This is a genomic window from Halorubrum ezzemoulense, from assembly GCF_004126515.1.
In the GTDB taxonomy this organism is placed as follows: Archaea; Halobacteriota; Halobacteria; order Halobacteriales; family Haloferacaceae; genus Halorubrum; species Halorubrum ezzemoulense.
Map to the genome: position 1 here is coordinate 1,475,388 of NZ_CP034940.1, position 24,796 is coordinate 1,500,183.

Sequence of the window (24,796 nt, forward strand, 5' to 3'; positions counted from 1 at the left end):
GCGAACGCGCCGTCACCGGTTCGCGTACTCGTCGGCGCCGGCGCTGCTCCCCGCTGGCTCCGGTATCTCCGTTTCGGCGGTTATTCGGTGAAACCGAACGAAACGGTTATCATGTCGAATAGAAAACATCAGTCCGGATGAGCGGAGCGAACAGAGCCGACGGGACGGCCGGAGCGAAAGCGGCGTCGCCGGTCCGCGTGCTCGTCGTCGACGGGGGACTGGGATTCGCAGAGGCGGCCGCCTCGCGGCTCGAGTCGCGCGACGACCGGATCGAGGTGCGAACGGCGGTCGACGCCGACGCGGCGCTCGACGCACTGTCCGCGGCGACGTTCGACTGCGTGGTGTCCGGCTACGAACTGGCGGAGACCGACGGGGTCGACCTGCTCGAAACGGTCCGTGACAGACACGGCGACGTGCCCTTCGTCCTGTTCACCGGATCGGGGTCCGAAGCGGTCGCCAGTGAGGCGATCTCCGCCGGGGTCGACGAGTACGTCAGGCGGAGCGAGCCCGCCGACCAGTACGCGCGGCTCGCGGGCGCGGTGACCGAACTCGTCTCGGAGACGCGGGACGACCGTCGGCTCGCCACGCACTTGGAGCACACCAGCGACGCCTTCTGCGAACTCGACGCCGAGTGGCGGCTGACGTACCTCAACGGGCGGGCGGCCGAGTTCATCGAGCGCGACCCGGATGAGGTGCTCGGCGAGCGGATCTGGGACCTGTTCCCGGAGATCGTCGGCACCGACGCCGAGACGGCGCTGCGCGAGGTCGCCGAGACCGGCGAGGGGAAGCGGTTCGAATACCACGTCGACCGGCTCGGCGCGGACCTCGTGGTGAACGCGTACCCGGCCCCCGGCGGGCGGGCGCTGTACTTCCGCGACGTGACCGAGCGGCGAGAGCGGGAGCGAGAGCTCCGCGAGCTCTCCGAGCGCCTTCAGCTGGCCGTGGAAGGCGCCGACATTGGCGTCTGGGACTGGAACGTCCGGACGGACGAGGTCCGGTTCGACGAGCGGTGGGCGGCGATACTGGGGCACGAGCGCGACGAGTTGGCGTTCGAGCTCGGCACTTGGGAAGAGCGGGTTCACCCCGACGACATCGACGCCGCGTGGAGCGCCATCGAGGCTCACTTCGCCGGCGAGTCGGACCTCTACCAGTCGGACTACCGGATGCGGACGGAGTCCGGCGACTGGAAGTGGATCCGCGACCGCGGTCGTGTCGTCGAGTGGACCGACGACGGCGAGCCCCGGCGGGCCGTCGGGATCCACATCGACGTCACCGACGAGAAGGAGCGCGAACGCGACCTCGAACGGTACCGGCGGATCGTCGACGAGCTGCCCGAGTCCGTCTGTACATACGACGCGAACGGCCGGTTCGCCCTCGTCAACGACCACCTCGCCGAGGTGTACGACGCCGCTCCGGAGGGGCTCGCCGGCGAGTCGAGTCGCCTCGTCGAGCGTGTTCGAGCGGCGAGCGACGGGGACCCGTGGCGGGCGCTCGTCGAGGGTGACCGCGACTCGCTGACCGGGACGACGGAAGTCGACTTGCCGACGAAGTCGGACGCCATCGTCGACTACGACTTCAGCCGGCTGGTCATCGACGGCGAGCTCGACGGCGTCCTCGGCATCTCTCGGGACGTGACCGAGCAGCGACGGCGTCAGCGCCGGCTCGAACGCACCTCGGCGCGCCTCGAAGCGCTGTTCGAGGGGTCTCCCGACATGATCGACATCCACGACGAGGGGGGAGAGATCGTCGACGCCAACCGGGAGATGACCCGAGAGCTGGGGTACGACCGCGACGAGGTCGTCGGGATGGACGTATGGGAGGTCGACGCGGAGCTGGAGCCCGACGAGGGGATACGGCTCTGGCAGGGGTTGGAGATGGACGAGACGGTGCGGCTGGAGACGACGTTCACCCGCGCGGACGGGTCGACGTTCCCCGTCGAGGTCCACGTGCGACGCATCGACGTTCAGGGGGAAGACCGGTTCCTCGCGAGCAGCCGGGACATCTCCGAGCGGAAGGCGTACGAGCGCCGGATCGAACGGGAGAACGAGCGGCTCGACGAGTTTGCGAGCATCGTCTCACACGACCTCCGGAACCCCCTCAACGTCCTCTCGGGGTACCTGCGTCTCGCCCGCGAGACCGGGGACGACTCGTACTTCGACCGGTGCGAGCGCGCGCTCGACGAGATGGAGCGACTCATCGAGGACGTCCTGACGCTCGCCAAACAGGGCGAGGCGGTCGGCTCGTTCGAGCCCGTCCACCTGGGCGAGCTGGCCGCCCGGTACAGCGACGACGCGTTCGGGTCGGCCGAGGGCGAGGACCCCTTCGGCGGCGACGAGACGGAGGGAGAGCCTCGCGTCACGGTCGCGGTCGAGGCCGACGGCGAGATCTGCGCCGACTCCGGGCGGGTCGGCCAGCTGCTCGGGAACCTGTTCCGCAACGCCGACGAACACGGCGGGGACCGCGTCGTCGTCGGCGACCTCCCGGACGGGTTCTACGTCGCGGACGACGGCCCCGGGATCGACGCGGACCGCCGCGACGAGGTGTTCGAGAGCGGCTACACGACTTCGGAGACCGGCACCGGGTTCGGGCTCTCCATCGTCCAGCGCATCGCCGAGGCGCACGGCTGGGAGGTCGCGGTGACGGAGGGGGAACGCGGCGGCGCTCGGTTCGAGTTCACCGGCGTCGACCGGCCGGAGTCGCCCGCGGAGACCGCCGAGTCGTCGGGCTGAGCGTACGGCGCGGGAAAGAGAAGACCGCGTCGACCCGGCTAGAACGCGCCGGTGTAGACGCTGACGTCGGCGTTCAGCTCCTCGCGGAGAGCGCTGTGAACGTGGCAGATACCCTCGGCGCGCTCGGCGATGTCCGCGGCGGTCTCGTCGTCGAGGTCGGCCTCGACGTGGACGTCGAAGGCGATCGACTCGAGGTCGTCGTGGTCGTCCAGCTCGGCGCTGGCGTCGATCTGGATCTGCCCGAGCTCCTCCTCGCCGCGCTGGTTGCCGCCGACGCGGAACGCCGGGAGGTAACAGGAGGCGTACGTGGCGACGAGCGTCGCGTTCGGGTTCGGTCCCGTCTCGTCGGTCGCGTCGATCTGGAGGTCGAACTCGCCGACCTGACTCGTGCTGGCGTATCCGGACTCGGAAACTGTGGATGTCTCGATGTCTGCCATAGTCGTCTCGCAGTTCGGACTCGCGGGGATAAAAGTTACCGCCATCGGCACGCCGACACCGCCGCGACCCGTCGCCGAGGGCGGCGGACCGGCCTCAGTCGTCTTCTGACGCGTCGGACCCCAGTCCCGTCGCCCCCCGGAGGTCGGCCTCGATCGCCTCCAGCGTCCGGCCGTTCGTCTCGGGCACGACGCGGTAGGTGAAAAGCAGCGCGACGAGGCTACACGCGCCGAACAGCCAGAACGTCATCGGCGTGCCGATCCCGTCGAGCAGCACGGGGAACGAGAGCGCCACCACGAGGTTCGCGAGCCAGTTGGCGACGGTCACCAACCCCATCGCGCTCCCCCGGACGGCGAGCGGATAGATCTCGGAGATCAGCAGCCAGAACACCGGACCGAGCCCGATGGCGAAGAACGCGACGAACGAGACCAGCGTCAGCGTCGCCAGCCACCCCATTCCGCCGGTCGGGTCCGCGAACTGGAAGACAAGGCCGGCGACGGTGAGCGACCCGATCATCCCACCGGTCCCGACGAGCAGGAGGGGCCGCCGCCCGACGCGGTCGACGAGGAGGATCGCGACGACGGTCATGACGACGTTGACCGTCCCGATGGCGACCGAGGCGAGGATCGACTGCGAGCTGCCGAGCGCGGTCGACTCCAGTATCGTCGGCGCGTAGTACATCACGGCGTTGATCCCGGTGACCTGTTGGAAGACTGCGAGCCCGAGGCCGACGATCAGCGCCGGGCGCATCCACGGGCTGAGCAGGTCGCGGACCCCGTTCCCGGACTGGGCCTCGACGGTCGCTTCGATCTCCGACAGCTCCGACTCGATATCCCCGTCGCGCGTGCGACGGAGGACGGCGCGAGCCTCGTCGGTCCGGCCCCGCTCGTAGAGCCACCGCGGGCTCTCCGGCATCCGGGACATCCCCGCGGCGAGCACGAGGGCGGGGACCATCCCCGCGCCGAGCATGATCCGCCACGATCCGGAGCCGGAGAAGGCGTAGTTGACGAAGTACGACGAGAGGATCCCCACGGTGACCATCAGCTGGTTCAGCGAGGTGAGCCCCCCGCGGACGGCGGGGGGCGCAATCTCGGAGATGTACAGCGGGCCGACGATCGACGCGAACCCGATGGCGATCCCGTCGATCATCCGCCCCGCGACGAGCACCTCGACGGTGGGCGCGACCGCCATGAGGAACGAGCCGAGGAAGAACACCCCGGCCGACAGCAGGATAAAGCGCTTGCGGCCGATTCGGTCGGACAGCTGCCCGCCGACGGCCGCGCCGGCCGCCGCGCCGACCATCGCGCCGCTGACCACGATCCCCTCCACCAAGGGACTCAGCTCAAAGGCGGTGTCGATGAAGAGGATGGCTCCGGAGATGATCCCCGTGTCGAACCCGAACAGGAGTCCGTTGAGCGCCGCGAGCGCGGAGACGATGTACACGAACCGTCCCCCGTCTCCGCGTATCGCGGCCCGCATATCGGCGGTTGACATGGTGTACCGATCCGGCGCTAATCATCTTTTATTTAGAAGACTTCTGATTTATTATTAATTTACGTATATTCAATATATTTCTGTCAGCGGAGCGCGACGAAATCTACCACTGGGACGGCTTATATTTATTCGGATCCGAATAGTATCTTATCACCGGTCCGCCCGGCAGTCGGGACTCGACGCGTGACAGTGGTACGCCGAACGCGGGCTCGAAACGGTGCCTCGCGCGGCCCTCGCGCTCCGCGGACGCGTCGTCGTTTCGCGAAAAGAGCCCGGTCGGAGCCCCGTCGCCGTGGGCACGAGACGCCCCTCGCGCTACTCCAGCGTGTACGTCTCGTCGCCGTCCAGGACGACGGGCTCGGCGGCGGCCCCCGCCGCCTTCACCTCGCTGACGAACTCCTGCGTCTCGATCTCGATCGGGCCGAACGAGTCGTAGTGCATCGGGAAGACGACGTCGGCGCCGACCCAGTCGGCGGCGATTCCCGCGCCGGCGGGCCCCATGGTGAAGTGGTCGCCGGCGGGCAAGGCGGCGGCGTCCGGCTCGAGGTACGGCGCGATCACGTCGACCATCTCGGACATCAGGCCCGTGTCGCCGGCGTGATAGAAGGTGGTACAGTCCGGGTCGGACTCCTGGGTCGGCTTCTTGTCGCCCACGACGAAGCCGGTCGGCATGCCGCCGGCGTAGTCCGGGTCGTTCTCGATGCCGTTCGAGTGGTCCGCCCGGACCATCGTCACCCACGCGTCGCCGCACTCGACGGTGCCGCCGATGTTCATCCCCCCGGCCGGCACGGTGTTCGCGAGGCCGAAGTTCTCTTGGACGTAGGCGGTCAGCTCCGGGGTGGCGACCACGGTGGCGTCCTCGAACTCGGCCGCGTCGGCGATGTGGTCCGCGTGGCCGTGGGTCAAGAGCAGGTAATCGGGGTCGAGGTCCGCGGGATCGACGTCGGTCTTCGGGTTGTCGAAGAACGGGTCGATGAGCAGCTCCGTGTCGTCGACGACGACGTGCCACGTGGAGTGGCCGTGCCAGGTGAGTTCCATGGTCCGTTCGATGCGTCTCGGCGAACGGTAATAAAACTCGACGCTGCGGATCCCAATCGGCGCGCGATAGAGAGCGGGGCCACGGCGAACCGGTCCGCACCGCGACCGGCGGTGTCTGTTCGTCTCGTCTTCGCAGTTTTTCCGCAGACTGATCAGTTCGAGCGGCGGCCTGCGCAATATCTTCCCGCGAATACAGCCTTAACAATCGGATCGTCCTACGACGCCCGTGACAGTGGAGCCTCGACATGGCGGGTGAGCCGACCGACGAACGCGTCGAGGACGGCTCGAATGACGGCCGATATCGTCACCTCATCGAACACGTTCAGGACGCGGTCGTTGAGTTCACGCTCGCCGACGGAGAGCCAACGGTCAGCGACGTCAATCGGGCGTTCGTCGACGTCTTCGGCTACGAGGCCGACGACATTCGCGGCGAGTCGCTCAACGAGTGGGTCGTCCCCGACTGGAAGCTCGCGGAGGCGAGGGAGTTGGACACGAACACCGCCTCCGGCGCGATCAACTACCAGCAGGTGACCCGTGAGACCGCGACCGGCCTCCGCGAGTTCCTCTACCGGGGGATCCCGTACGCGACCGGCGACGCGGACGACGACACCCCCGACGGCGGCTTCGCGGTCTACACCGACCTCACGGAGGTGTCCAGAAACGAGCGGCGGCTGGAGGTGTTGAACCGGATCCTCCGGCACAACCTCCGTAACAACGCAAACGTCGTCGCCGGCCACACGACGCGGTTGCTGGCCCAACTGGAGGATCGACGCGGCGAGACGGTCGACGTGGCGGCCACGATCGAGCGCGCCGCCCACGAGCTCGAACAGCTGGCCGACGAGGCCAACCACATCCGTCAGGTCCTCGAACATCCGACCGACGAGGTGGCCGACATCGACCCCGAACCGACGGTGCGCGCCGTCGTCGACGACCACCGAGAGCGGACGCCGAGCGCCGACATCGAGATCGAGACCGGCGAGACGGGTCGGGTGATGGCCGACAGCCGGCTCCGGTACGCGGTCGACAGCCTCGTCGACAACGCGATCGAGCACAATCCGAGCCCGGAGCCCCGGGTCCGTCTCCGGATAACGAGCGCGGAGGGCCTCTCGGGCGCGGCGTCCGGGGAGTGGGTCGTGATCCACGTCGAGGACGACGGCCCCCAGATCCCGGCCGACGAGCGGGACGTGATCCGCGACGGATCGGCGATAACGCCGACGCACCACGGAAGCGGGCTCGGGCTCTGGCTCGCTGAGCTGACCGTCGAGACGTTCGGCGGAGAGCTCTCGTTCGGCGCGAGCGACCTCGGCGGGAACGACGTGTCGATCCGGCTCCGCCGGCGGTGAGGAGAGGAGTTAACACGCCTCCGCGCGAACCGACTGTCGATGCCCTCCAAGCGGACCGACGCCCCGCCGCCGACCGACCGGTGTCACGAGTGTGCTCAGGCGGTTCCGGCCGGGGCGAGCTTCTGCCCCGACTGCGGCGCCGACCTCGATGGCCCCGCCGCGTACTGCGCCGAGTGCGGCGAGGCGTTCGACGAGGACGACCGGTTCTGCTCGAACTGCGGCGCGTCGCGGTCGGGCGACGGGTCCGCCCCGGCCGCGTCAGAGAGCCGGACCGACGCGGCCGAGCGCCCGAGCGATGCGGAACGCGCCTCCCGCTCGGAGCCGTCCCCGGGCGAGAGCGAGCGCGCCTTCAGGCGCCGCGTTCAGGACCACCTCGACGCCGGGTGGGACGTGGAGCGGGACGACGGCGACCGCGTCGTCCTCGTCGACAGGGGAATCGGCTCCGTCGGCGTCCACATCCTCCTGTTCATCTTCACCAGCGGCATCGGCAACCTGCTGTACGGCTGGTGGCACTACTCCAAGCTGGCCGAACGGCGCCGACTCGTCCGCGGCGACGAGACGACCGCGCGCGCCCCGTCGAGCGTCGACGGTGGCGGCGGTCGGGTCGAGACCGCCTCCGCGTACGTCCTGACCGCGCTGCTGCTGCTGATCGGCGGCTGGATCGCGTTCCTCTCGGTCGAGTCTGGCTCCCCGCCGGCCGCGCTGATCGGCCTCGCGTTCGCGGGGCTCGGCCTCGGCGTCGCTCCGCCAGTCCGCCGACGGCTCGACCGCCGCCACGGGATCACGCGGTTCGGTCGGCAGCGGACGGTCGACCACCGGATCGTCCGACCGCCCGAGTCCGTCGACGATCCCTGCGTGGTCTGCGGCCAAGAGTTCGACCGCGGACTCGTCAGGCGGCGCCGCGACGAGACGCTCGTCGCCGGCGTCCCCGTCCGCACCCACTCGGTCCGCCACAACCACTACTGCGTCGACTGCGCGCGCTCGGAGGTGTTCGGCGACCGCGTCGACTCGCCGTCGCTCGGCGGCCTCGCGGACGAGAGGGCCGCGGTCGACGACGAGGCCGCGGACGGCGGCGCGGGCCGTCCCGCGGACGACGCCGTGGGCGACGGTTCGAGCGCGGAGTCAGCGACTGACTCGGTCCGCGAGTCGGCTGACTCCGCCGAGTGAGTCGGGGCCTCTCCGCCGCGGTCGTCGCTTCCTTCGATGGGTCGTCGCTTGCCCCTCCGCGAACGCTTTTCGGGCGGCCGCCCGTTCGGCCTCGTATGTACCACGTACGGTTCCGCGATCCGGCCGGATCGATCCGCGACGGCGAGTACGACCCGGCGACCGACACGGTCGCCTTCGGCGGCGAGGCGTACGCGCTCTCGGACCCCGCGATCGACGTGCTCGCGCCGAGCGAGCCCTCGAAGATCGTCTGTATCGGCCGCAACTACGCCGACCACGCGGAAGAGCTCGGGAACGACGTGCCCGACCGCCCGCTGCTCTTCCTCAAGCCGCCGAACGCGGTGGCGAGCCACGGCGACACCGTGACCGTCCCGGCCGGCAAAGACCGGATCGACTGGGAGGCGGAGTTCGCGGTCGTGATCGGCGAGCAGTGTAAGGCGGTCGACGCCGCCGACGCCATGGAGGTCGTCGCGGGGTTCACCTGTATGAACGACGTGTCGAACCGCGACGACCAGAACCGCGAGCAGAACTGGGTGCGCGGGAAGGCGTTCGACGGCGCCGCGCCGCTCGGCCCGGTCCTCGCGACGCCCGACGAGGTTCCCGCCGACGCGAGCGTCGAGCTCCGCGTCAACGGCGAGACGAAGCAGTCGAGCGACCGCGAGCACATGATCTTCGACGTGCCGACGCTGATCGAGGAGATCACGACGTACCTCACGCTCGAGCCCGGCGACGTCATCGCCACTGGCACGCCGGAGGGGGTCGGCGCCCTCTCTGACGGGGACACGGTGGAGATCGAGATCGAGGGCGTCGGCACGCTCGAACACGACGTTCGCGTCCCCTGAACGCCCGGACCGACCGACCTGTCCGGCCGTTCCTGTAGCTCGGTACCACACCTCGTTTCCGGTGAACGCTTATATGCCAGCCCCCGGAGTCGGAGGTATGGAGACCAGTTCGTTCGTCGCCGAACCTTGACGGCACCGTCGCGGCGCGATCCGACGCCGGCCGGCCCCGTCGGACGCGGGACAACCGGTCCGAATCAGATCGACCGATCGGACGCGCCGCCGAGACCGCACGCGGAGCGGAGACGCTCCCCTCTCCGGGCCGACGCGAGCGCCCGACCGAATGTCACGAGACGACGACGCGACGAACGAACGCGACGAATCGAGCGGACCGAGCACAACCGAGACCGACGCCGCACACAGCGATGCGACCCGAGCGATAGTCGCGGCGCGGTCCGAGGACGACCCGCCAGACACAACGGAGATCCGCGAGCTGGCCGCTGCGGCCGGCTACGCGGTGGTCGGCGAGGTCACCCAGCGACGGCGCGAGGACCCGACCTACGACCTCGGGCGCGGGAAGGCGGAGGAGCTGATGCGGCTCGCGGCCGACGCCGACGCCGAGGCCGTCATCTACGACGGCAGCCTGTCGCCGGGACAGACGTTCTCACTCGGCGACCTGCTGCCGACCGGGACCGCGGTCGTCGACCGCCCGCGATTGGCCTTGGAGCTGTTCGCCGACGCCGCCGACTCGCGGGCCGCCGACCGACAGCTGGAGCTGGCGCGGCTCCGCTACGAGCTGCCGAGACTCCGGGAGGCGGTCGCCCGCGACGCGAGCGAGGACGTGCGCCTCCGGCCGGAGGGCGACAGCCGCGTCCTCGACGTCGAGAAGCGGATCGAGTCGGCCGAGCGCGCGCTCGACGAGATCGCCGACGACCGCGCGGCGCGCAGGGCGGAGCGCCGCGACGCCGGGTTCGACCTGATCGCCCTCGCGGGCTACACCAACGCCGGGAAGTCGACGCTGGCGCGGCGGCTCGCGGACGAGGTCGACGACCCCGATTTCGGTGCCGAGGCCTCGGATCGGCCCGCAGCGCGCGCCGACACGGCCGCGGGGGACCCGGCGGACGACGCCGGTGCGCTCGCGGTCGCCGACCGCCCGTTCGAGACGCTCTCGACGACCACGCGTCGCGCGACCGTCGCCGGACGGCGCACCCTGCTCACGGACACCGTCGGGTTCCTCGACGGGCTGCCGCACGAGGCGGTGCGCTCGTTCCGCGCCACCATCGACGCGGTCCGGGCCGCCGACTGCGCGCTGCTCGTCGTGGACGCGAGCGACGACCCCGCGGCCCTCCGTCGGAAGCTCAGCGCGTCGCTGTCGGCGATCGAAGCGACCGACGGCCCGGTCGTCCCCGTCCTGTCGAAGGTCGACGAGGTCGATGCCGACGGGCTCGCGTCCGCCGTCGAGGCGTACGAAACCGTCGTCGCCGAACTCGGCCCGCGGGACGCGCCCGTCGCCGACGCGCTCCGGTCGCCGGTTCCGGTGAGCGTCCGGGACGAGTCGGGGCTCGGCGACCTCGCGGACGCGGTGGCGGACGCGCTGCCGACGGCGACGGCGACCGTCGAGGTCCAGAACGGCGGGGACGCGCAGGCCGCGCTCTCGTGGGCGTACGACCGAGCGGTGGTCGCGGGCGTCGAGTACGGCGGCGAGACGATGGCCGTCGACCTGGCGGGACGGCCCGACGTCGTCGCCGAGGCGGAGCGGCGGCTGCGCGGCGCGGGTTCGCCCCCGTGAGCGCTCCCGACACCGACCCGGGAGCGCCGTGACCGGCGTCCGTCAAGACCACCCTTAAGCCCGACCGCCCCCGACCTCCGGGCATGCGACCACGGGATCTCTCCGATCACTCGCCGTACGTGCCCGGGCGGGGCGTCGAGGAGGTCGCCCGCGAGCGCGGGATCGACCCCGACGACCTCATCAAGCTCTCCTCGAACGAGAACCCGCACGGCCCGAGCCCGGCGGCCGTTGAGGCCATTCGCGACCACGCCGACCGCGTGAACCAGTACCCGAAGTCCTCGCACACGGACCTCACCGCGAAGATCGCCGAGAAGTGGGGCGTCGACGACGAGCAGGTGTGGGTCTCGCCCGGCGCCGACGGCTCGATCGACTACCTCTCTCGGGCCGCGCTGGAGCCGGGCGACGAGGTGTTGGTGCCGAGCCCCGGCTTCGCGTACTACGCGATGTCCTCGCGGTACCACCACGGCGAGGTGACCGAGTACGAGCTCTCGACCGCCGACGGCTTCGCGCAGGACGCGGAGACGGTGCTGTCCGCCTACGGGGGCGAGCGCATCGTCTACGTCACCTCGCCGCACAACCCCTCTGGCTCGACGATGCCGCTCGACGAGGTCGAGGCGATCGCCGACGCGACCGCGCCGGAGACGCTGGTCGTCGTCGACGAGGCGTACGGGGAGTTCTCGGACGTCGACAGCGCGATCCCGCTCGCCGACGAGCGCGACGACGTGGCGGTCCTGCGCACCTTCTCGAAGGCGTACGGGCTCGCCGGGCTCCGGATCGGGTACAGCGTCGTCCCCGAGGCGTGGGGCGAGGCGTACGCCCGCGTCAACACGCCGTTCGCGGCCAACGAGCTGGCGTGCCGGGCCGCCCTCGCCGCGCTCGACGACGAGGACCACGTCGAGCAGTCGATCGAGTCCGCCCGCTGGGCCCGCGAGTACATCGCGGACGAGCTCGACGCGCCCACCGTCGACTCCGCGGGGAACTTCGTCCTCGCCGCGGTGGGGGACGGCGAGCGCGTCGCGGAGGCGGCTCAAGAGCGCGGTGTGATCATCCGCGACTGTACCTCGTTCGGGCTCCCCGAGCACGTCCGTATCTCGACGGGGACCCGCGAGGAGACCCGCGAGGCGGTCGAACTGCTCAACGAGACGCTGGCCGACCTCGACCTCGGTGTTCGGGCGTGACGGCGGGGGCCGACGACGCCGACGCCACCCCTGACCGCGACCGCGCCGACCGCGTCGCCGTCACGGGCACGCCCGGGACCGGGAAGACGACCGCGACGGCGCTGCTCGAAGGGGAGTACGACGTGATCCACCTCAACGACCGGATCAAGTCCGACGACGACCTCTGGACCGAGCGCGACGACGAGCGCGACACGCTCGTCGCCGACCTCGACGCGGTCCGCGAGGACCTCGGCGGCTGGTCCGGGGTCCTCGACTCGCACCTCGCGCACCGGTTCGCTGTCGACCGCGTCGTCGTGTTGCGCTGTCACCCCGAAACGGTCGAGTCCCGACTCGAGGCGCGCGGCGAGACGGCCGAGACGGCGGCCGAGAACGCCGAGAGCGAGGCGCTCGACGTGATCCTCTCGGAGGCGGTGGCCGAACACGGCGCGGAGAACGTCTACGAGGTGGACGCCACCGACCGCGACCCCGAGGCGGTCGCCGATGCGATCCGGGCAGCGATCGAGGGGGAGCGCGAGCCGAGCGCCGGCACCGTGGACTTCATCGATTATATATGAGCCGGCCGCGAGCGTCGAGACGGTAGATGACCCTCGACCAGTACCGCTCCGTGGCCGACCGGCTGCTCGGCCCGTGGGTGTCCGCGGCCGACAGGCTCGGCCTCTCGCCCGACCAGGTGAGCGTGATCGCCTTCCTCGTCGCGGTCGGGGCCGCCGCGGCCTTCGCCGCCGGGTCGACGCCGCTGTACGCGGCCGGCGCGCTACTCGTCCTCCTCAACGGCTGGCTCGACCTCGTCGACGGCGCCCTCGCGCGCCACCAGGAGATCGCCTCCGACGGCGGGGACTTCCTCGACCACGTCCTCGACCGCTACGCCGACGTGGCGGTCATCGGCGGGCTCACGGCCGGCGTGGAGGCGTACGCGCTGGGCTTCGCCGCCGTCACGGGCGTCCTGCTCACCTCGTACCTCGGCACGCAGATCCAGGCGGTCGGGATCGGCCGCGAGTACGGCGGCCTCCTCGGCCGGGCCGACCGGCTCGCGCTGATGGGCGTCGTGGGCGTCGTCGCCGCGGTCTACTCGGCGCCGATCGTCGCCGGACTGAACGTCGTCGGCCTGCTGCTCGCGCTGTTCGCCGTCGTCGGTCACCTGACCGCGGTCCAGCGGTTCCTCGGCGCGTGGAGCGACCTGTAGCCGCTCGCAGTTCCCTCCCCCGGTCCGGTCCTGCCCAAGAGCGGCGCCTGAGCAGATGTTCGGATCGTCGTCGGCGATGGGTTCTCAGCCGTTCTCGCCCGCCCGTGATCGCAGTTCCGACCCCCGCGCGTGGACGTCGTCGACGGCGTCGCGGACGATCGACTCGTCGACGTCGAACGCCCGGGCGGCGTACGCCACCGACAGCCTGACGGCGAGACACGTCATCCGGACCTCCTCGTCGGCTCGGACGACCGAGGGCGGGGTACCCCGTCTGCCGGTCTGTCTCTCGTCGAACCCGCCGGCGATAGCGTACAGATCGGCGTACAGCCGGGCCGCCTGCGGGAGGTCGGACGGCGCGATGCGCCCGTCGGGGCCGTCGAAGTGGTACGCGTCAGGGCGGACACGCTCCTCGCGGACGATCCGATGGCCGTCGTCGTACGTTTCGATGATCGTCTCGGCAGAGTCGCTCACTGGAACCAGCCTCTCCGAACGCCTCGCGAAACGAGGGAACAATTTAAAAGCGTCCGGTCGATACGGGAGGTATGCCCACTTTCGAGCTGAACCTCTCGGACGACGTGTACGCGGAGTTTCAGCAGCTGGCCGATGAGGAGTTCGTTTCCGAGGAGCAGGCCGCCGAGGACCTCATCGCGTCCGGCATCGAGGCGTACAACGTGAGCGTCGTCGACGACGATCCCCGCGACGAGATGCTCGACGGCGCCGAGAACAACATGTTCGACACCGCCGAAGACCCCGGAAGCATCGAAGACGACCGGCTGTAAGGGTCGTCTCGACGCCTGACCCGGCTTCTTCCTAGAAACGCACCACGCCGACAGCGAGCGGCGTCCGGCGGACTACGGCCGCCGCGTGTGAGTCAGAAGCGGGAACTCCGTGCGAACGGTGAGCCGAAGGTCCCCGGCCAGCGGTCGCGCCTCGGCGGGCGCTTCGCTCTCGTCGATCAGGAGGCCGCCGCTCTCGGAGAGTCCGACGAACAGCACGTCGCCGACCGAGAGCGGCTCCGAAAGCCTGCTGCTGGCGCTCCCCCGTTCGTCTCGCAGACGAATACGTGCGTCTCGGGACACGTCGTCGCCGCCCGTCATCTCCACCCGGAACGCGGTGCCGTCGTCGGTGAACGCGACGTCGAACCGGACGCCCTGCTCTCGCGCCGCGTCCGCCCAGTCGGGCTCGTCCACGCTCGTGTCGCCGACCGCGGTTATCGCGGCCGTAACGTCGAACGCGATCGTTTCGCCGCCCTGGAGCTCCGTCTGATCGTACTCCAGCTGGCTCACGAATCCGGACTCGCTGACCGTTATCGACGCGTCGAACTCCCGCATCTCCCCGTAGCTGAGTCGCTCCGAGTAGCCGACCGACTCGTAGACGACCCCCAAGCCGCCCGCGGTCTCGACCAGTTCCGTCGCCGCTCCCCACTCCACCTCGGAGATGTACCGCCTGAACTCGCTCAGCCCGGTCACCTCGTCCGTCGGCGGTGCGCGCTCGTCCACCCTGTAGGCCTGCTCGAACCCGGACTCCATCCTGACGTACGCCACGTCCTCGTCGGCCGGCGACCAGACACGCTCGGTCTCCCCGTTCTCCGTTACCTCACGCGAGACGGCGTTGTCGTCGAACTTGCTCGTCTGCGTCTGGGAGAACTCGTTGTCGTCGAACACGTCGGTGCGCTCCCCCTCGTGCGTCAACGACCCCGCCTCGACCAGGGTCGATTCGTGCGTGCCGAACAGCGTCGCTCCGTCGACACCGTCCTGACGTGCCCCGTCCGGGTAGTCGAAATCGTCCAGTGTCGGCGCCGCGTCTTCGGTGCTTTCCGTCTGATTCTCCGAGCCGTTGTCGTCCCCGTCGTCCCCGTCGGACGCTTCCTCGGACCCGTTCGGCGGCGCCGACTCGTCGGGGGTCGAACCGCTACAGCCCGCAAGTGGAAGAGAGACGGCCGCCGCGCTGGTGAGAACGTATCGCCTGTTCATATGTGGTCTACGGTACCCTCCAGACACGTACGTAAATACGTGCTGACTTGTTTTGTATATTATATTCTGGCTGGCGTTCGAATCGGGGTTCAGTCGACCGAATCTGTGTGTAGTAACTCTACAACAGGCATGTAGCTGACATACCTGCGGCGAGTCAGTACCCCAAGCCAAACAGCCGGTTCGCCGACAGCGTGGCCAGCCCGAGCGCCATCACGCAGGCGAGCAGCCCGAACGCGACTGGCCACCCCGCGGCGTCGGAGACGGCGCCGACGACGACGCTGCCGGAGGCCCCCGTGACCATGTACGCCGTCCGGACCAGCCCGAACCCGGCGCCGCGCTCGGCGTCGGAGAGGAGGTCCATGAACCGCGACTGTACCGGCGCGCCCCACGACATCGCGAGGCCGACGAGGCCGACGCCCGCGACCGTGACCGGCAGCCCCAGGTCGAGCGTCGCAGTCGCGACGAGGGCCCCGTACCCGACGACGCCGGCGCTCATGGTCACCATCGCGGTGGCGTCGCGGCCGATCCGGTCGGATATCGACCCGGTGACCGGCTGTGTTCCCCCGTGGACGAGGAAGTACGCCGAGAACAAAAGCGCCGACAGCGCGCTCGATAAGCCGGTCCCGACCTCGAGGAACGTCGGCAGGAAGGATGCGGTCGCCTGCCACGTGAACGCGCCCATCGTCGCCAGCGCCGTCGTGTAGAGGATCTCGGGCCGCGAGAGCAGCTCGGCGAGCGGACCGAACGCGAACCGCTCGCCCATCGGCTGGTCGGGGCGGAGCGGTTCGGTCGGCCGGACCCGCCACGCGAACAGCGCGAACACGGGGACCGCGACGGCAGCGCCGAGGAGGACCCCGGCGCGCCACCCGTACCGCGATCCGACGAGCGCGGCCGCCGGCGGCGCGGCGAGTCCCGCGAGCGGTCCCCCGGCCACGTGGACGCCGATGGCGCGGCCGGTGTCGTCGAACTGCCGCGTGAGGAACGTCGTCGCGACCGAGTAGTGGAGCCCCGCCCCGACGCCGAGAACGGCCGCGAACAGTCCGAACGCGAGCATCGAGGGCGAGGCGGCGAGGAGCACCGACGCGATCGCGGTGGCCCCCACCGCGGTGAGGATGACGCGGCGCTCGCCGTAGCGATCGCCGAGGACGCCGGAGGGGAACTGCGCCAGCGCGTAGGTGAGCCACATGCCGCTGAGCGCGAGCCCGACGGTGCCGTTGGTGACGCCGAACTGCGTCGTGATCTCCGGGACCAGCGGGCTGACGGCCAGCCGCGCCACCATGGTGCCGGTGAACGCGAGCGTACAGAGCGCGAGCGCCGTGTGTTCGTACCGCCAGTTCACGGTCGCCGTACCGGACACGGGTCAAAGCGGCTTCCGATCGCGGTCAGACGAACCGGAGCCTCCCCGGCCGGACCGCCCGAGAGCTTACTCGGCCGCGAACCGGATCGGGTAGTCGGTGAGGTTCTCGTAGCCGTCCTCGGTGACGACGACGAGGTCCTCGATCCGGACGCCGCCCACGTCGGGGTCGTAGAGGCCGGGCTCGACGGTGATCACGTGGCCCGGCTCCAGCTCTCCGCCGCCGCTCGCGAGCCGCGGCGACTCGTGGACGTCGAGACCGATGCCGTGCCCCGTCGAGTGGATGAACCCGGTCTCCGTCTCCGGGTCGGTGCGGAAGGTCGGCTCGCCGGCCTCCTCGTACACCTCGCAGGCGGCGGCGTGGACGTCTTCCCCGGTCGCGCCCGGCTCGACCGCGTCGAGCGCGGCGTCGAGGGCGCGCTCGGTGAGTTCGTACCACTCGCGGAGGGTCTCGTTCGGCTCGCCGACGCAGAACGTCCGCGTCATGTCGGCGTTGTACTTCGTCGCCTTCGACCGGGGGAAGATGTCGACGATGATCGCCTCGTCCGCGCGGAGCGGGCCCGAGCCGCGGTCGTGGGGGTCCGCGGCCTGCGCGCCGCCGGCGACGATCGTCTCGTCGAGCGCGCAGCCGTGCCGGAGGAGGGTGACCTCGATCTCCTCGGTCACCCGCTCGCTGGTGAGCGGCTCGCCGTCGCGGAGCAGGACGCCCGTCTCCGCGTCGTCGCTCTCGGTCGCCACGTCCGCGCCGGCGATCAGGTCCTCGGCGGCGCGCATCGCCGCCTCGTTCGCCGCCTGGGCCTCGCGGATCGCCTCGATCTCGTCGTCGGTCTTGACCGCCCGGACTTCCCGGAGCCGGTCGTCGGTGTCGACGGTCACCGCCACGCCGCGCTCCCGGAGGGCGTCGGCGGTACCGACCGGGCCGCGGGGCGGCATCGAGACGGACTCGACGCCCTTGTCGCGGACGAACGCGGCGTACATGTCGTTTCGCGCCTCGCACCCGCCGTACTCGTAGTCGTAGTCGGCGTGGCGCTCGACGCCGTCGGCCGTCGCCTCCTTCTTCGCCCGCCCGTACTCCAGGCCGCCGACGAGGACGTGGACCGCTCCGTCGGCGTACAGCGTGAGGAACGGGTCGGGCCCGGTGAACCCGGAGAGGTACAGCTGGTTGGCGTCCTCCTGCGAGGCGTCGATCAGGTAGCCGTCCGTCTCGAGGTCGGCGAGGCGGTCGTCGAGCCGCGGTCGGTTCATACGTGCCCCTGTTCGGGGAGGGGCAAAGCGGTTGTCCTCTCGGAACCGGCGAGACGGTGAGGGGCCTCGACGACCCGCGACAAAGCATATGCCCGCCAAGCCGGAACGACCGGGGCGTGATGTCGACGGACCGACGAACTACCCTCCTCTCGCTCGTACACCTCCCGTCCGGCTGGCTGCCGGTCGCCGTCGCCTGCGGGAGCGCTGCGGCGCTGCTCGGACTGGCGCTCACCTGGATCGGGCTCGCGGTCGCCGGCGTCTCGCCGGGGGAGTCCGAGGTCGCCCGGTGGATGGTCGGCGGCCCGATATCCGCGGTCGAGGGGTCGATCTGGTTCCTCCTCGACGCCCACTGGGTCCGGGTCCGGACGGGACCCGGGCTGTCGAACCACGTCATCTTCGGGCATCCGCTGATACAGGCCGACGCCGCGCTGTGGCCGCTCCGCGCGGTCCCGCTGACCTTCGCTCTCGGCGCCGCGGCCGCCGTCCGATACCTCGGTGTCGACGACCTGCTCGCCGGCGCCGTGACCGGCATGGGCGCGACCCTCGGATACCTCCCGACGATGCTCGCGCTGCGGGCGGTCTCTCGGGTGCCGTTGACGCGTCACGCGACCGACGGGACGGTGCCGATCTCCGACGCGGACGGGATACCTGTGACGGAGGCCGCCGGCGTCACCGCCGGTCCGGATTTCGCCGCGACAGTGCTACTGGTGACCGGACTGGGCGTCGTCGTCGGCCATCTCGTCGGTGCGAGCGCGACCTTCGCGACCGGGGACTGACGGCCGGATCGGTCGCCGCGAACGCCGTCCCGTCACCGCGAAACGCCTATATACTATATCCCGGGGAGAGTCCGTCTGTTTCGCTCGTGACGTGGTTTCGCAGGAGGCATCTCGAATACCGAATCTTACAGGGTTGTACACTCCGTTTTCGGGCGTGTCTCAGAGGGACCAACCACACAAACATTTAAGTATTTGGCTCACTTACCCGAAGGTGAGGAAAACACCGAGATCCGTCTCTCGGTTTCGTTGTTCCCTCCACGTACCAAACCAATGAGCGAGAACCTTCGAACGTACACGACAGAGACGGCCGACGACGAGCGCGAAACCGAGTCGGAGAGCCAAGAGGAGGAACTGCGGTGTCCCGAGTGCGGCGGTCAGCTAGCGACGGACACGGAACACGGCGAGACCGTCTGCGTCGACTGCGGACTGGTCGTCGAAGAGGACGAGATCGACCGCGGGCCGGAGTGGCGCGCGTTCGACTCCAAGGAGAAGGACAACAAGTCCCGCGTCGGTGCCCCGACGACGAACATGATGCACGACAAGGGGCTCTCGACGAACATCGGCTGGCAGGATAAGGACGCTTACGGTAAGTCGCTGTCCAGCCGCCAGCGCGAGAAGATGCAGCGGCTGCGGACGTGGAACGAGCGGTTCCGCACCCGCGACTCCAAGGAGCGCAACCTCAAGCAGGCGCTCGGCGAGATCGACCGCATGGCCAGCGCCCTCGGCCTCCCCGACAACGTCCGCGAGACCGCGAGCGTCATCTACCGCCGCGCGCTCGACGAGGACCTCCTGCCGGGGCGCTCCATCGAGGGCGTCTCGACGGCCTCGCTGTACGCCGCAGCCCGGCAGGCCGGGACGCCGCGGAGCCTCGACGAGATCGCGGGCGTCTCCCGCGTCGAGAAGGACGAGATCGCTCGGACGTACCGCTACGTCGTCCGCGAGCTGAAGCTGGAGATCCAGCCCGCCGACCCCGAGAGCTACGTCCCGCGGTTCGCCTCCGACCTCGGCCTCTCCGACGAGGCCGAGCGCCGCGCCCGCAGCCTGCTCGACACGGCGAAGGAGCAAGGGATCCACTCCGGCAAGTCGCCGGTCGGGCTCGCCGCCGCCGCCGTCTACGCCGCCTCGCTGCTGGTCAACGAGAAGGTGACCCAGAGCGAGGTCAGCGAGGTCGCGAACATCAGCGAGGTCACCATCCGGAACCGGTACCACGAGCTCCTCGAGGCCGAGGACTCCGTCGCGCTGAACTGAGCCGCTTTTCTGCCCGCCGCCGCGTCGGTCGCCCTCCGTCCGGGTCGAAACCGCGAAGGTGACGCGTCGCCACCCGCACGTATGGAGACGACCCGCCACTTCACGGCGACGACGTACATCGTCAACGACGGCGCGACGGCGCTTCACGACCACGAGCGGCTCGGCATCCGGCTGCCGCCCGGCGGCCACGTCGACCGCGACGAGCTCCCGCACGAGGCCGCTCGCCGCGAGGTCCGCGAGGAGACGGGGCTGACGCCGGAGCTGGTCGCCGCCGAGTCGCAGATCACGGGCCCGAACACCCGCGGGCTCCCGGAGCCGGCCCACCTCATGCTCCACGACATCAACGTCCACGAGGACGGGTCGGTGGGCCACCAGCACGTCGATCACCTCTACTACGCCCGCGTCGGCTCCCGAGAGATCGCTCCCGTCGGCGACGACGAGGTCGACCCGGACCAGTGGCGCTGGTACACCCGGTCTGAACTCGCGGCGAGCGACCTCCCGGAGGACGTCGTCGACCTCGGTCGGGAGGCGATCGCCGCCGTCGACGAGGGGTGAGCGGGACGGGCCGTCGAGAGCGCTCTCGGGGCCGCCGCCGTCCGCCGGTCGGAGCGGCGGAGCGGGGCGTCAGACGGCCGTCTCACGCTCCGGAAGGTATTTGAGTCGGTGTTGGCGACGTAAACGCAAGGATGGACGCACAGCGAAGGGAAGCGATCGCCGAGTGGGACGAGCGCTCGTTTTCCGACGGGCTCGCGGGGCTCGGGCGGATCGTCGACGACGGGTTCTCCGGCGCCGCGACCGACGGGGTCGGGTGGGTGTTCCTCGTCGACGGTCGCGTCGTCGGCGTGGTCGACGCGACGCTCGACGCCTTCGCGGAGGCCTCGGGGACCGTCTACCGGGCCCCCGACGACGCGCTCCCGGTGCTCTTCGCGATGCAGGAGCTCGGCGGCGAGCCGCGGGCGAAGTACTACACCAATGACACGCCGCTCAAGGAGGCGGACCGGAAGCTCTCGCAGGGCGGATTCACCGGCTACATCGAGCTGTCGGAGAACGTCCTCTCCGGCGACTACTACGTCGCGTACACCGGCGGCGAGTCGATGGCCGCCGCGTACGTCGGCAACGCGCGCCGGCTGGAGACGGGGGACGACGCCTTCGAACTCGCCGCGGACGAGGTCGGCATCTACACCGTGTACGAGGTCGATCTCGACGTCCGCCCGCTCCCGGACGACGCGGGGACGGCGGACGCTACGGACGACGGGACGACCGACGAGACGGAAGACGCGGGGAGCGACCCCGACTCGAGGGGCGACGACGGGAGGGACGCGCCGGGCGGAGCCGATGAAGCTTCCCCCGCGGACGCCGTTGATCCCGCGCCGAACACCGGGCGGGACGACGGCTCGGCGGCCCGGCCCCGAGACGACCCGACGACCGCCGCTCGCGACTCAGATTCGGACGGGCCCGACGCGGCCGAAGCGGGCGGTGAAGCGACGACGGGGGAGGGCGAAGAGTCGCCCGACGCGGTACAGATAGGAGCCGCCGACGCCGCGGAGATGGACGCCGCGGAGACGGACGTCGAGGCGGCGGGGGTGGCGGACCGCGAGCGCCGGCCACCGACCGAAGCGACCGGAGACGGTGCTTCGCGGGACACCCGGGGAACGCCGGACGCGGGAGACGCATCGAACGCCGAGGGCGCGTCGGGCACCGGGAACGCGTCGAGCGACGAGGACGTCTTCTCGGAGGAGGCCGAGTGGCGGGAGCAGAAGTCCATCCCGGCGCTCGACCCGTCGGAGGCTGGCGACGAACCCCGCGGGGCCGACGAGCGTCCCGACCCGCCGTCGCAGCGTTCTCGTTCGGCGGCCGACCCCGGGCGGGCCGAGCGGAGCGGATCGAACGCGAACGGCGGGTCGCCGTCGCCGCGCTCCACCGAGCGGTCCGCGTCGACGCCGTCGGCGGTCTCGAAGCGCGACGCCCGCGACGCCCGCGACGCGACGGGCGACGCGAGCCCGGAGCGGCTTCGGAAGCTCGAGGCGGCCCTCGAGGAGACGGAGACGAAGCGCCAGTCGCTGGCCGACGAACGCGACCGGCTAGCGGCCGAGCGCGACGAGATCGCGACCGAACGCGACGAGTTGGTCGACGAGGTCGAGCGGCTCGAGTCCGAGGTCGGCGACCTCCGGGAGGAGCGCGACCGGCTCCGCCGCGAGCTCTCCGAGGCGAAGGACCGGCTCCCGGACGCCGAGCGGACGCTCACCCCCGCGAAGGCGCGCAGCGGAACGAACCTGTTCATCAGGTACGAATCGAAGGAGGGCGCGACGCTGGCGGACGCCCACAACGGGAGCGTCGACCGCGAGGCCCTCCGCGAGAACCTCCGGGTCGAACACCACACCAGCTTCGAGACAGAGGGCCTCGCCGTCGACGGGCGGCCGTTCGAGGAGTTCCTCGGGGACACCATCGAGTACGGCTTCACCCGCTGGCTCGTCGAGGACCTCCCGTTCGAGGTCCGCGGTACCGGGAACGAGGGGACGCTTCGGGACCTCTACGACGCGCTCCCGGACATCGACCGCGCCGAGATCGGCGGGGCAGTGTCGGTCGAACTCCGCGAGGGCGGCGAGGAGGTCCGCGAGCAGCGGTCGTTCGACCTCGTGTTGCGCGATCGCATGGGGCACCCGCTGTTCGTCGCCGACCTGAACGACAGCCGGGACCCGACGCCCGAGGGGACGCTGGAGTCGCTCGTCGAGAACGGGCGCGACATCGCCGCCTCCAACGAGACGTTCGCCGGGGCGTTCGCGGTGACTGAGAGCTTCTTCGAGCCCGGGGCCTTAGAGACCGCGAGCGATGCGGTCGGCGGCGGCCTGTTCAGCCGGTCCAAGCGGGCGAGCTTCGTGAAGCTCTCGCGCAAGCAGGGGTTCCACCTGTGCCTCGTCGAGGCGCGCGACGGCGGGTTCCACATGACGGTCCCGGACCTGTAGTCGGTCCGACCGCCGCGGCTCGCGAGCGCGGGCTGAGAGAGAAAACGCGGCACCTACGTCGGCGGGCCAAATCGGAATCGCAGTCAGTTCTGGAGTTCCGCGGCGTCGTCGATCCGCATCGACCCCAGCTTATCAACGGTCTCGTCGAGCTTCTCGTCGAGTTCGTCGACGAACTCGTGGGTCCGCTCCGTGGTGATCGCTCCCTGGCTGGACGGCTCGATGAGGTTCTCCTCTTCGAGGACGCGCAGCGAGTATCGGACCTTGTGGTGCGGGTACCCAGTCTCGTTCGACATCTTCACGATGCCGATCGGCTCGTTCTCGATGACCATCCGCAGGACTTGGAGGTGACGTTCCAGCATGTCTACCTCTTTCTCTAGTCGATCTATCATGGCACATGTTAACTTGTCATGCCCCCGTTTAAAAGTTGCTGTCGGCGACCGCGGTCACCCTGTCAGATCGCACTCTTTGACGTGGCAGTAATTAACGTGTTCGATTGCGGCGCAGCGCGCGGCTCGGACGCGGCGCGCCCGATCGCGACGGAGACCGCGAGAGTGAGTACAGGTCCGGAAACTGCGAAGATACACGAACGAGCCTATTTCCTGTGAGCCGTTTATTCAGTGATCCTCATTCGTGGTTATGTCGCAGTCACAGACCGTAATCGGTTTTACCCCCCGCCGGGAATCGGCAGGTCGTATGACACTCACCATCGTCGGCTCCCAACTCGGCGACGAGGGCAAAGGCGCGCTCGTCGACCGGTGGGGAGGGGACGCGGACGTCGTAGTCCGTTATCAGGGCGGCGACAACGCCGGCCACACCGTCGTCGAAGGCGGCGCGGAGTACAAACTCTCGTTGGTTCCCAGCGGCGCGGTCCGGGGGACCGTCGGTATCCTCGGCAACGGCTGCGTCGTCAACCCGAAGACGCTGTTCGCCGAGATCGACAACCTGCGCGAGCAGGGGCTCGACCCCGACGTGCGCGTCGCCCGCCGGGCGCACGTGATCATGCCGTACCACCGCGTGCTGGACGGGATCGAGGAGGAGGTAAAAGCCGACGACGACGCCGGCGACGCGGTCGGCACGACCGGTCGCGGTATCGGCCCCACCTACGAGGATAAGGCCGGCCGCCGCGGGATCCGGGTCGCGGACCTGCTCGACCCCGAGACCCTTCGCGAGAAGCTCGAGTACGCGGTCCCGCAGAAGCGCGCGCTCGTCGAGGACGTGTACGGGCTCGACCTCGACAGCGAGGCGCAACGCGCCTCTGGCAGCCGGACGCAGTCCGGCGACGACGACAGCGATGACGACCGCGCGGCCGCCTTCGACGTCGACGCCCTCCACGAGGAGTTCGCCGCGATCGGCGAGCGCCTCGCCGACGAGGGGATGACCGTCAACTGTTCCGACTACCTTCACCGCCGTCACGAGGCGGGCGACGAGATCCTCTTCGAGGGCGCGCAGGGGACGCACATCGACGTCGACCACGGGAACTACCCGTTCGTCACCTCGTCGAACCCGACCGCGGGCGGCGCGGCCGTCGGCTCCGGGCTCGGCGTCACGACGGTCGGCGACGGCGAGGTCGTGGGCATCGTGAAGGCGTACCTCTCGCGCGTCGGCGAGGGGCCGCTCCCGACCGAACTCGACGGCGACGCCGACGAGGAGGCGCTCGCCGACGAGATCCGCGAGAAGGGCGGCGAGTTCGGCACGGTCACCGGCCGCCCACGCCGGATCGGCTGGCTCGACCTGCCGATGCTCCGTCACGCCGCGCGCGTCTCCGGGTTCACCGGGGTCGCGGTCAACCACGTCGACGTGCTCGCCGGGCTCGACGAGCTGAAGGTGTGTACCGGCTACGAGCTCGACGGAGAGACGCTCGACACCGTCCCCACCACGACCGACCGGTGGGAGCGCTGCGAGCCGGTATACGAGATGCTCGACACGTGGGCGCCGTTCGACTCCTCGGCGGTCGCCGAGGCGGGCTACGACGCGCTCCCCGAGGCGGCCCGCGACTACCTGGAGTTCGTCGCCGACGAGATCGACACGCCGGTCTACGCCGTCGGCGTCGGCCCCGACCGCGAGGAGACGGTCGAACTGACGAACCCGTTCGACGAATAGGAACT

At 70.2% G+C, this 24,796-nt stretch carries 22 protein-coding genes; 14 read left to right on the top strand and 8 right to left on the bottom strand.

Annotated features, from left to right (window positions below):
- Nucleotides 1-137: 137 nt before the first annotated feature.
- Nucleotides 138-2,729, top strand: coding sequence for a PAS domain S-box protein (locus EO776_RS07365; RefSeq protein ID WP_094519798.1), 2,592 nt, complete (start codon nt 138-140; stop codon nt 2,727-2,729).
- Nucleotides 2,730-2,767: 38 nt separating this feature from the next.
- Here the strand turns inward: EO776_RS07365 and EO776_RS07370 are convergent, their stop codons facing one another.
- The 3 genes from EO776_RS07370 to EO776_RS07380 all read right to left on the bottom strand — a co-directional run bounded on the left by EO776_RS07370 (nt 2,768) and on the right by EO776_RS07380 (nt 5,696).
- Nucleotides 2,768-3,166 (bottom strand): OsmC family protein, encoded by a 399-nt coding sequence (locus tag EO776_RS07370; protein WP_094519797.1) that lies wholly within the window; start codon nt 3,164-3,166, stop codon nt 2,768-2,770.
- A 94-nt stretch (nt 3,167-3,260) separates the two neighbouring features.
- Nucleotides 3,261-4,658, bottom strand: coding sequence for a sugar porter family MFS transporter (locus EO776_RS07375; RefSeq protein WP_086215872.1), 1,398 nt, complete (start codon nt 4,656-4,658; stop codon nt 3,261-3,263).
- Nucleotides 4,659-4,973: 315 nt separating this feature from the next.
- The gene (locus EO776_RS07380; protein WP_094519796.1) at nt 4,974-5,696 is read right to left on the bottom strand and encodes a metal-dependent hydrolase; all 723 of its coding nucleotides are present in this window, start codon (nt 5,694-5,696) and stop codon (nt 4,974-4,976) included.
- Between the two features lie 245 nt (nt 5,697-5,941).
- On the opposite strand from EO776_RS07380, the gene EO776_RS07385 reads away from it, so the two are divergent.
- From EO776_RS07385 to EO776_RS07415, 7 genes are all read left to right on the top strand, one after another.
- Nucleotides 5,942-7,039: a sensor histidine kinase gene (locus tag EO776_RS07385; RefSeq protein WP_086215870.1), complete on the top strand. Its 1,098-nt coding sequence runs from the start codon at nt 5,942-5,944 to the stop codon at nt 7,037-7,039.
- Nucleotides 7,040-7,078: 39 nt separating this feature from the next.
- Complete coding sequence (locus tag EO776_RS07390; RefSeq protein ID WP_094519795.1) at nt 7,079-8,206, top strand: double zinc ribbon domain-containing protein; 1,128 nt, start codon at nt 7,079-7,081, stop codon at nt 8,204-8,206.
- A gap of 95 nt (nt 8,207-8,301) precedes the next feature.
- Nucleotides 8,302-9,045: a fumarylacetoacetate hydrolase family protein gene (locus EO776_RS07395; RefSeq protein WP_086215868.1), complete on the top strand. Its 744-nt coding sequence runs from the start codon at nt 8,302-8,304 to the stop codon at nt 9,043-9,045.
- A gap of 280 nt (nt 9,046-9,325) precedes the next feature.
- On the top strand, nt 9,326-10,771 hold the full coding sequence (locus tag EO776_RS07400; protein WP_094519794.1) for an HflX-like GTP-binding protein: 1,446 nt from the start codon (nt 9,326-9,328) through the stop codon (nt 10,769-10,771).
- An 83-nt stretch (nt 10,772-10,854) separates the two neighbouring features.
- On the top strand, nt 10,855-11,949 hold the full coding sequence (hisC, locus tag EO776_RS07405; RefSeq protein ID WP_089307673.1) for a histidinol-phosphate transaminase: 1,095 nt from the start codon (nt 10,855-10,857) through the stop codon (nt 11,947-11,949).
- Nucleotides 11,946-12,503, top strand: coding sequence for an adenylate kinase family protein (locus tag EO776_RS07410; RefSeq protein ID WP_094553507.1), 558 nt, complete (start codon nt 11,946-11,948; stop codon nt 12,501-12,503). Before hisC ends, EO776_RS07410 begins: the two co-directional genes overlap by 4 nt.
- Nucleotides 12,504-12,529: 26 nt before the next feature.
- Nucleotides 12,530-13,132, top strand: coding sequence for a CDP-alcohol phosphatidyltransferase family protein (locus EO776_RS07415; RefSeq protein WP_049929608.1), 603 nt, complete (start codon nt 12,530-12,532; stop codon nt 13,130-13,132).
- An 84-nt stretch (nt 13,133-13,216) separates the two neighbouring features.
- On the opposite strand, the gene EO776_RS07420 is transcribed toward EO776_RS07415, so the two are convergent.
- On the bottom strand, nt 13,217-13,603 hold the full coding sequence (locus EO776_RS07420; protein WP_049929607.1) for a hypothetical protein: 387 nt from the start codon (nt 13,601-13,603) through the stop codon (nt 13,217-13,219).
- Nucleotides 13,604-13,674: 71 nt separating this feature from the next.
- Between EO776_RS07420 and EO776_RS07425 the strand changes: the two genes are divergently transcribed.
- Nucleotides 13,675-13,911 (top strand): hypothetical protein, encoded by a 237-nt coding sequence (locus EO776_RS07425; RefSeq protein ID WP_008442562.1) that lies wholly within the window; start codon nt 13,675-13,677, stop codon nt 13,909-13,911.
- Between the two features lie 72 nt (nt 13,912-13,983).
- Here EO776_RS07425 and EO776_RS07430 read toward each other — a convergent pair whose 3' ends face one another.
- From EO776_RS07430 to EO776_RS07440, 3 genes are all read right to left on the bottom strand, one after another.
- Nucleotides 13,984-15,105: a DUF7537 family lipoprotein gene (locus tag EO776_RS07430; RefSeq protein ID WP_100050452.1), complete on the bottom strand. Its 1,122-nt coding sequence runs from the start codon at nt 15,103-15,105 to the stop codon at nt 13,984-13,986.
- A gap of 154 nt (nt 15,106-15,259) precedes the next feature.
- Entirely contained in the window at nt 15,260-16,444 is a 1,185-nt protein-coding gene (locus EO776_RS07435) for an MFS transporter (RefSeq protein WP_094579802.1), read from the bottom strand.
- Nucleotides 16,445-16,528: 84 nt separating this feature from the next.
- Nucleotides 16,529-17,704 carry a M24 family metallopeptidase gene (locus EO776_RS07440; RefSeq protein WP_100050453.1) on the bottom strand — a complete coding sequence of 392 codons (1,176 nt, stop codon included), beginning with the start codon at nt 17,702-17,704 and terminating at the stop codon, nt 16,529-16,531.
- Nucleotides 17,705-17,823: 119 nt separating this feature from the next.
- Between EO776_RS07440 and EO776_RS07445 the strand changes: the two genes are divergently transcribed.
- The 4 genes from EO776_RS07445 (at nt 17,824) to EO776_RS07460 (ending at nt 22,691) form a co-directional block, all read left to right on the top strand.
- Nucleotides 17,824-18,480 carry a hypothetical protein gene (locus tag EO776_RS07445; protein ID WP_094494700.1) on the top strand — a complete coding sequence of 219 codons (657 nt, stop codon included), beginning with the start codon at nt 17,824-17,826 and terminating at the stop codon, nt 18,478-18,480.
- 270 nt (nt 18,481-18,750) lie between these two features.
- Nucleotides 18,751-19,728 (top strand): transcription initiation factor IIB, encoded by a 978-nt coding sequence (locus tag EO776_RS07450; RefSeq protein WP_049929602.1) that lies wholly within the window; start codon nt 18,751-18,753, stop codon nt 19,726-19,728.
- An 81-nt stretch (nt 19,729-19,809) separates the two neighbouring features.
- Entirely contained in the window at nt 19,810-20,283 is a 474-nt protein-coding gene (locus EO776_RS07455; RefSeq protein WP_094494699.1) for an NUDIX hydrolase, read from the top strand.
- Between the two features lie 131 nt (nt 20,284-20,414).
- Complete coding sequence (locus EO776_RS07460; RefSeq protein WP_094519791.1) at nt 20,415-22,691, top strand: DUF7527 domain-containing protein; 2,277 nt, start codon at nt 20,415-20,417, stop codon at nt 22,689-22,691.
- Nucleotides 22,692-22,774: 83 nt separating this feature from the next.
- Here EO776_RS07460 and EO776_RS07465 read toward each other — a convergent pair whose 3' ends face one another.
- Nucleotides 22,775-23,080 carry a hypothetical protein gene (locus EO776_RS07465; RefSeq protein ID WP_049929599.1) on the bottom strand — a complete coding sequence of 102 codons (306 nt, stop codon included), beginning with the start codon at nt 23,078-23,080 and terminating at the stop codon, nt 22,775-22,777.
- Nucleotides 23,081-23,384: 304 nt separating this feature from the next.
- On the opposite strand from EO776_RS07465, the gene EO776_RS07470 reads away from it, so the two are divergent.
- Complete coding sequence (locus EO776_RS07470; RefSeq protein ID WP_100050454.1) at nt 23,385-24,791, top strand: adenylosuccinate synthase; 1,407 nt, start codon at nt 23,385-23,387, stop codon at nt 24,789-24,791.
- The last annotated feature ends 5 nt before the right edge of the window (nt 24,792-24,796 follow it).

Bases quoted from the DNA above. Each gene is read 5' to 3' on its own strand.
- EO776_RS07365 (WP_094519798.1), top strand. From the start codon at position 138: ATGAGCGGAGCGAACAGAGCCGACGGGACGGCCGGAGCGAAAGCGGCG.
- EO776_RS07370 (WP_094519797.1), bottom strand. From the start codon at position 3,166: ATGGCAGACATCGAGACATCCACAGTTTCCGAGTCCGGATACGCCAGC.
- EO776_RS07375 (WP_086215872.1), bottom strand. From the start codon at position 4,658: ATGTCAACCGCCGATATGCGGGCCGCGATACGCGGAGACGGGGGACGG.
- EO776_RS07380 (WP_094519796.1), bottom strand. From the start codon at position 5,696: ATGGAACTCACCTGGCACGGCCACTCCACGTGGCACGTCGTCGTCGAC.
- EO776_RS07385 (WP_086215870.1), top strand. From the start codon at position 5,942: ATGGCGGGTGAGCCGACCGACGAACGCGTCGAGGACGGCTCGAATGAC.
- EO776_RS07390 (WP_094519795.1), top strand. From the start codon at position 7,079: ATGCCCTCCAAGCGGACCGACGCCCCGCCGCCGACCGACCGGTGTCAC.
- EO776_RS07395 (WP_086215868.1), top strand. From the start codon at position 8,302: ATGTACCACGTACGGTTCCGCGATCCGGCCGGATCGATCCGCGACGGC.
- EO776_RS07400 (WP_094519794.1), top strand. From the start codon at position 9,326: ATGTCACGAGACGACGACGCGACGAACGAACGCGACGAATCGAGCGGA.
- hisC (WP_089307673.1), top strand. From the start codon at position 10,855: ATGCGACCACGGGATCTCTCCGATCACTCGCCGTACGTGCCCGGGCGG.
- EO776_RS07415 (WP_049929608.1), top strand. From the start codon at position 12,530: ATGACCCTCGACCAGTACCGCTCCGTGGCCGACCGGCTGCTCGGCCCG.
- EO776_RS07425 (WP_008442562.1), top strand. From the start codon at position 13,675: ATGCCCACTTTCGAGCTGAACCTCTCGGACGACGTGTACGCGGAGTTT.
- EO776_RS07430 (WP_100050452.1), bottom strand. From the start codon at position 15,105: ATGAACAGGCGATACGTTCTCACCAGCGCGGCGGCCGTCTCTCTTCCA.
- EO776_RS07440 (WP_100050453.1), bottom strand. From the start codon at position 17,704: ATGAACCGACCGCGGCTCGACGACCGCCTCGCCGACCTCGAGACGGAC.
- EO776_RS07445 (WP_094494700.1), top strand. From the start codon at position 17,824: ATGTCGACGGACCGACGAACTACCCTCCTCTCGCTCGTACACCTCCCG.
- EO776_RS07450 (WP_049929602.1), top strand. From the start codon at position 18,751: ATGAGCGAGAACCTTCGAACGTACACGACAGAGACGGCCGACGACGAG.
- EO776_RS07455 (WP_094494699.1), top strand. From the start codon at position 19,810: ATGGAGACGACCCGCCACTTCACGGCGACGACGTACATCGTCAACGAC.
- EO776_RS07460 (WP_094519791.1), top strand. From the start codon at position 20,415: ATGGACGCACAGCGAAGGGAAGCGATCGCCGAGTGGGACGAGCGCTCG.
- EO776_RS07465 (WP_049929599.1), bottom strand. From the start codon at position 23,080: ATGATAGATCGACTAGAGAAAGAGGTAGACATGCTGGAACGTCACCTC.
- EO776_RS07470 (WP_100050454.1), top strand. From the start codon at position 23,385: ATGACACTCACCATCGTCGGCTCCCAACTCGGCGACGAGGGCAAAGGC.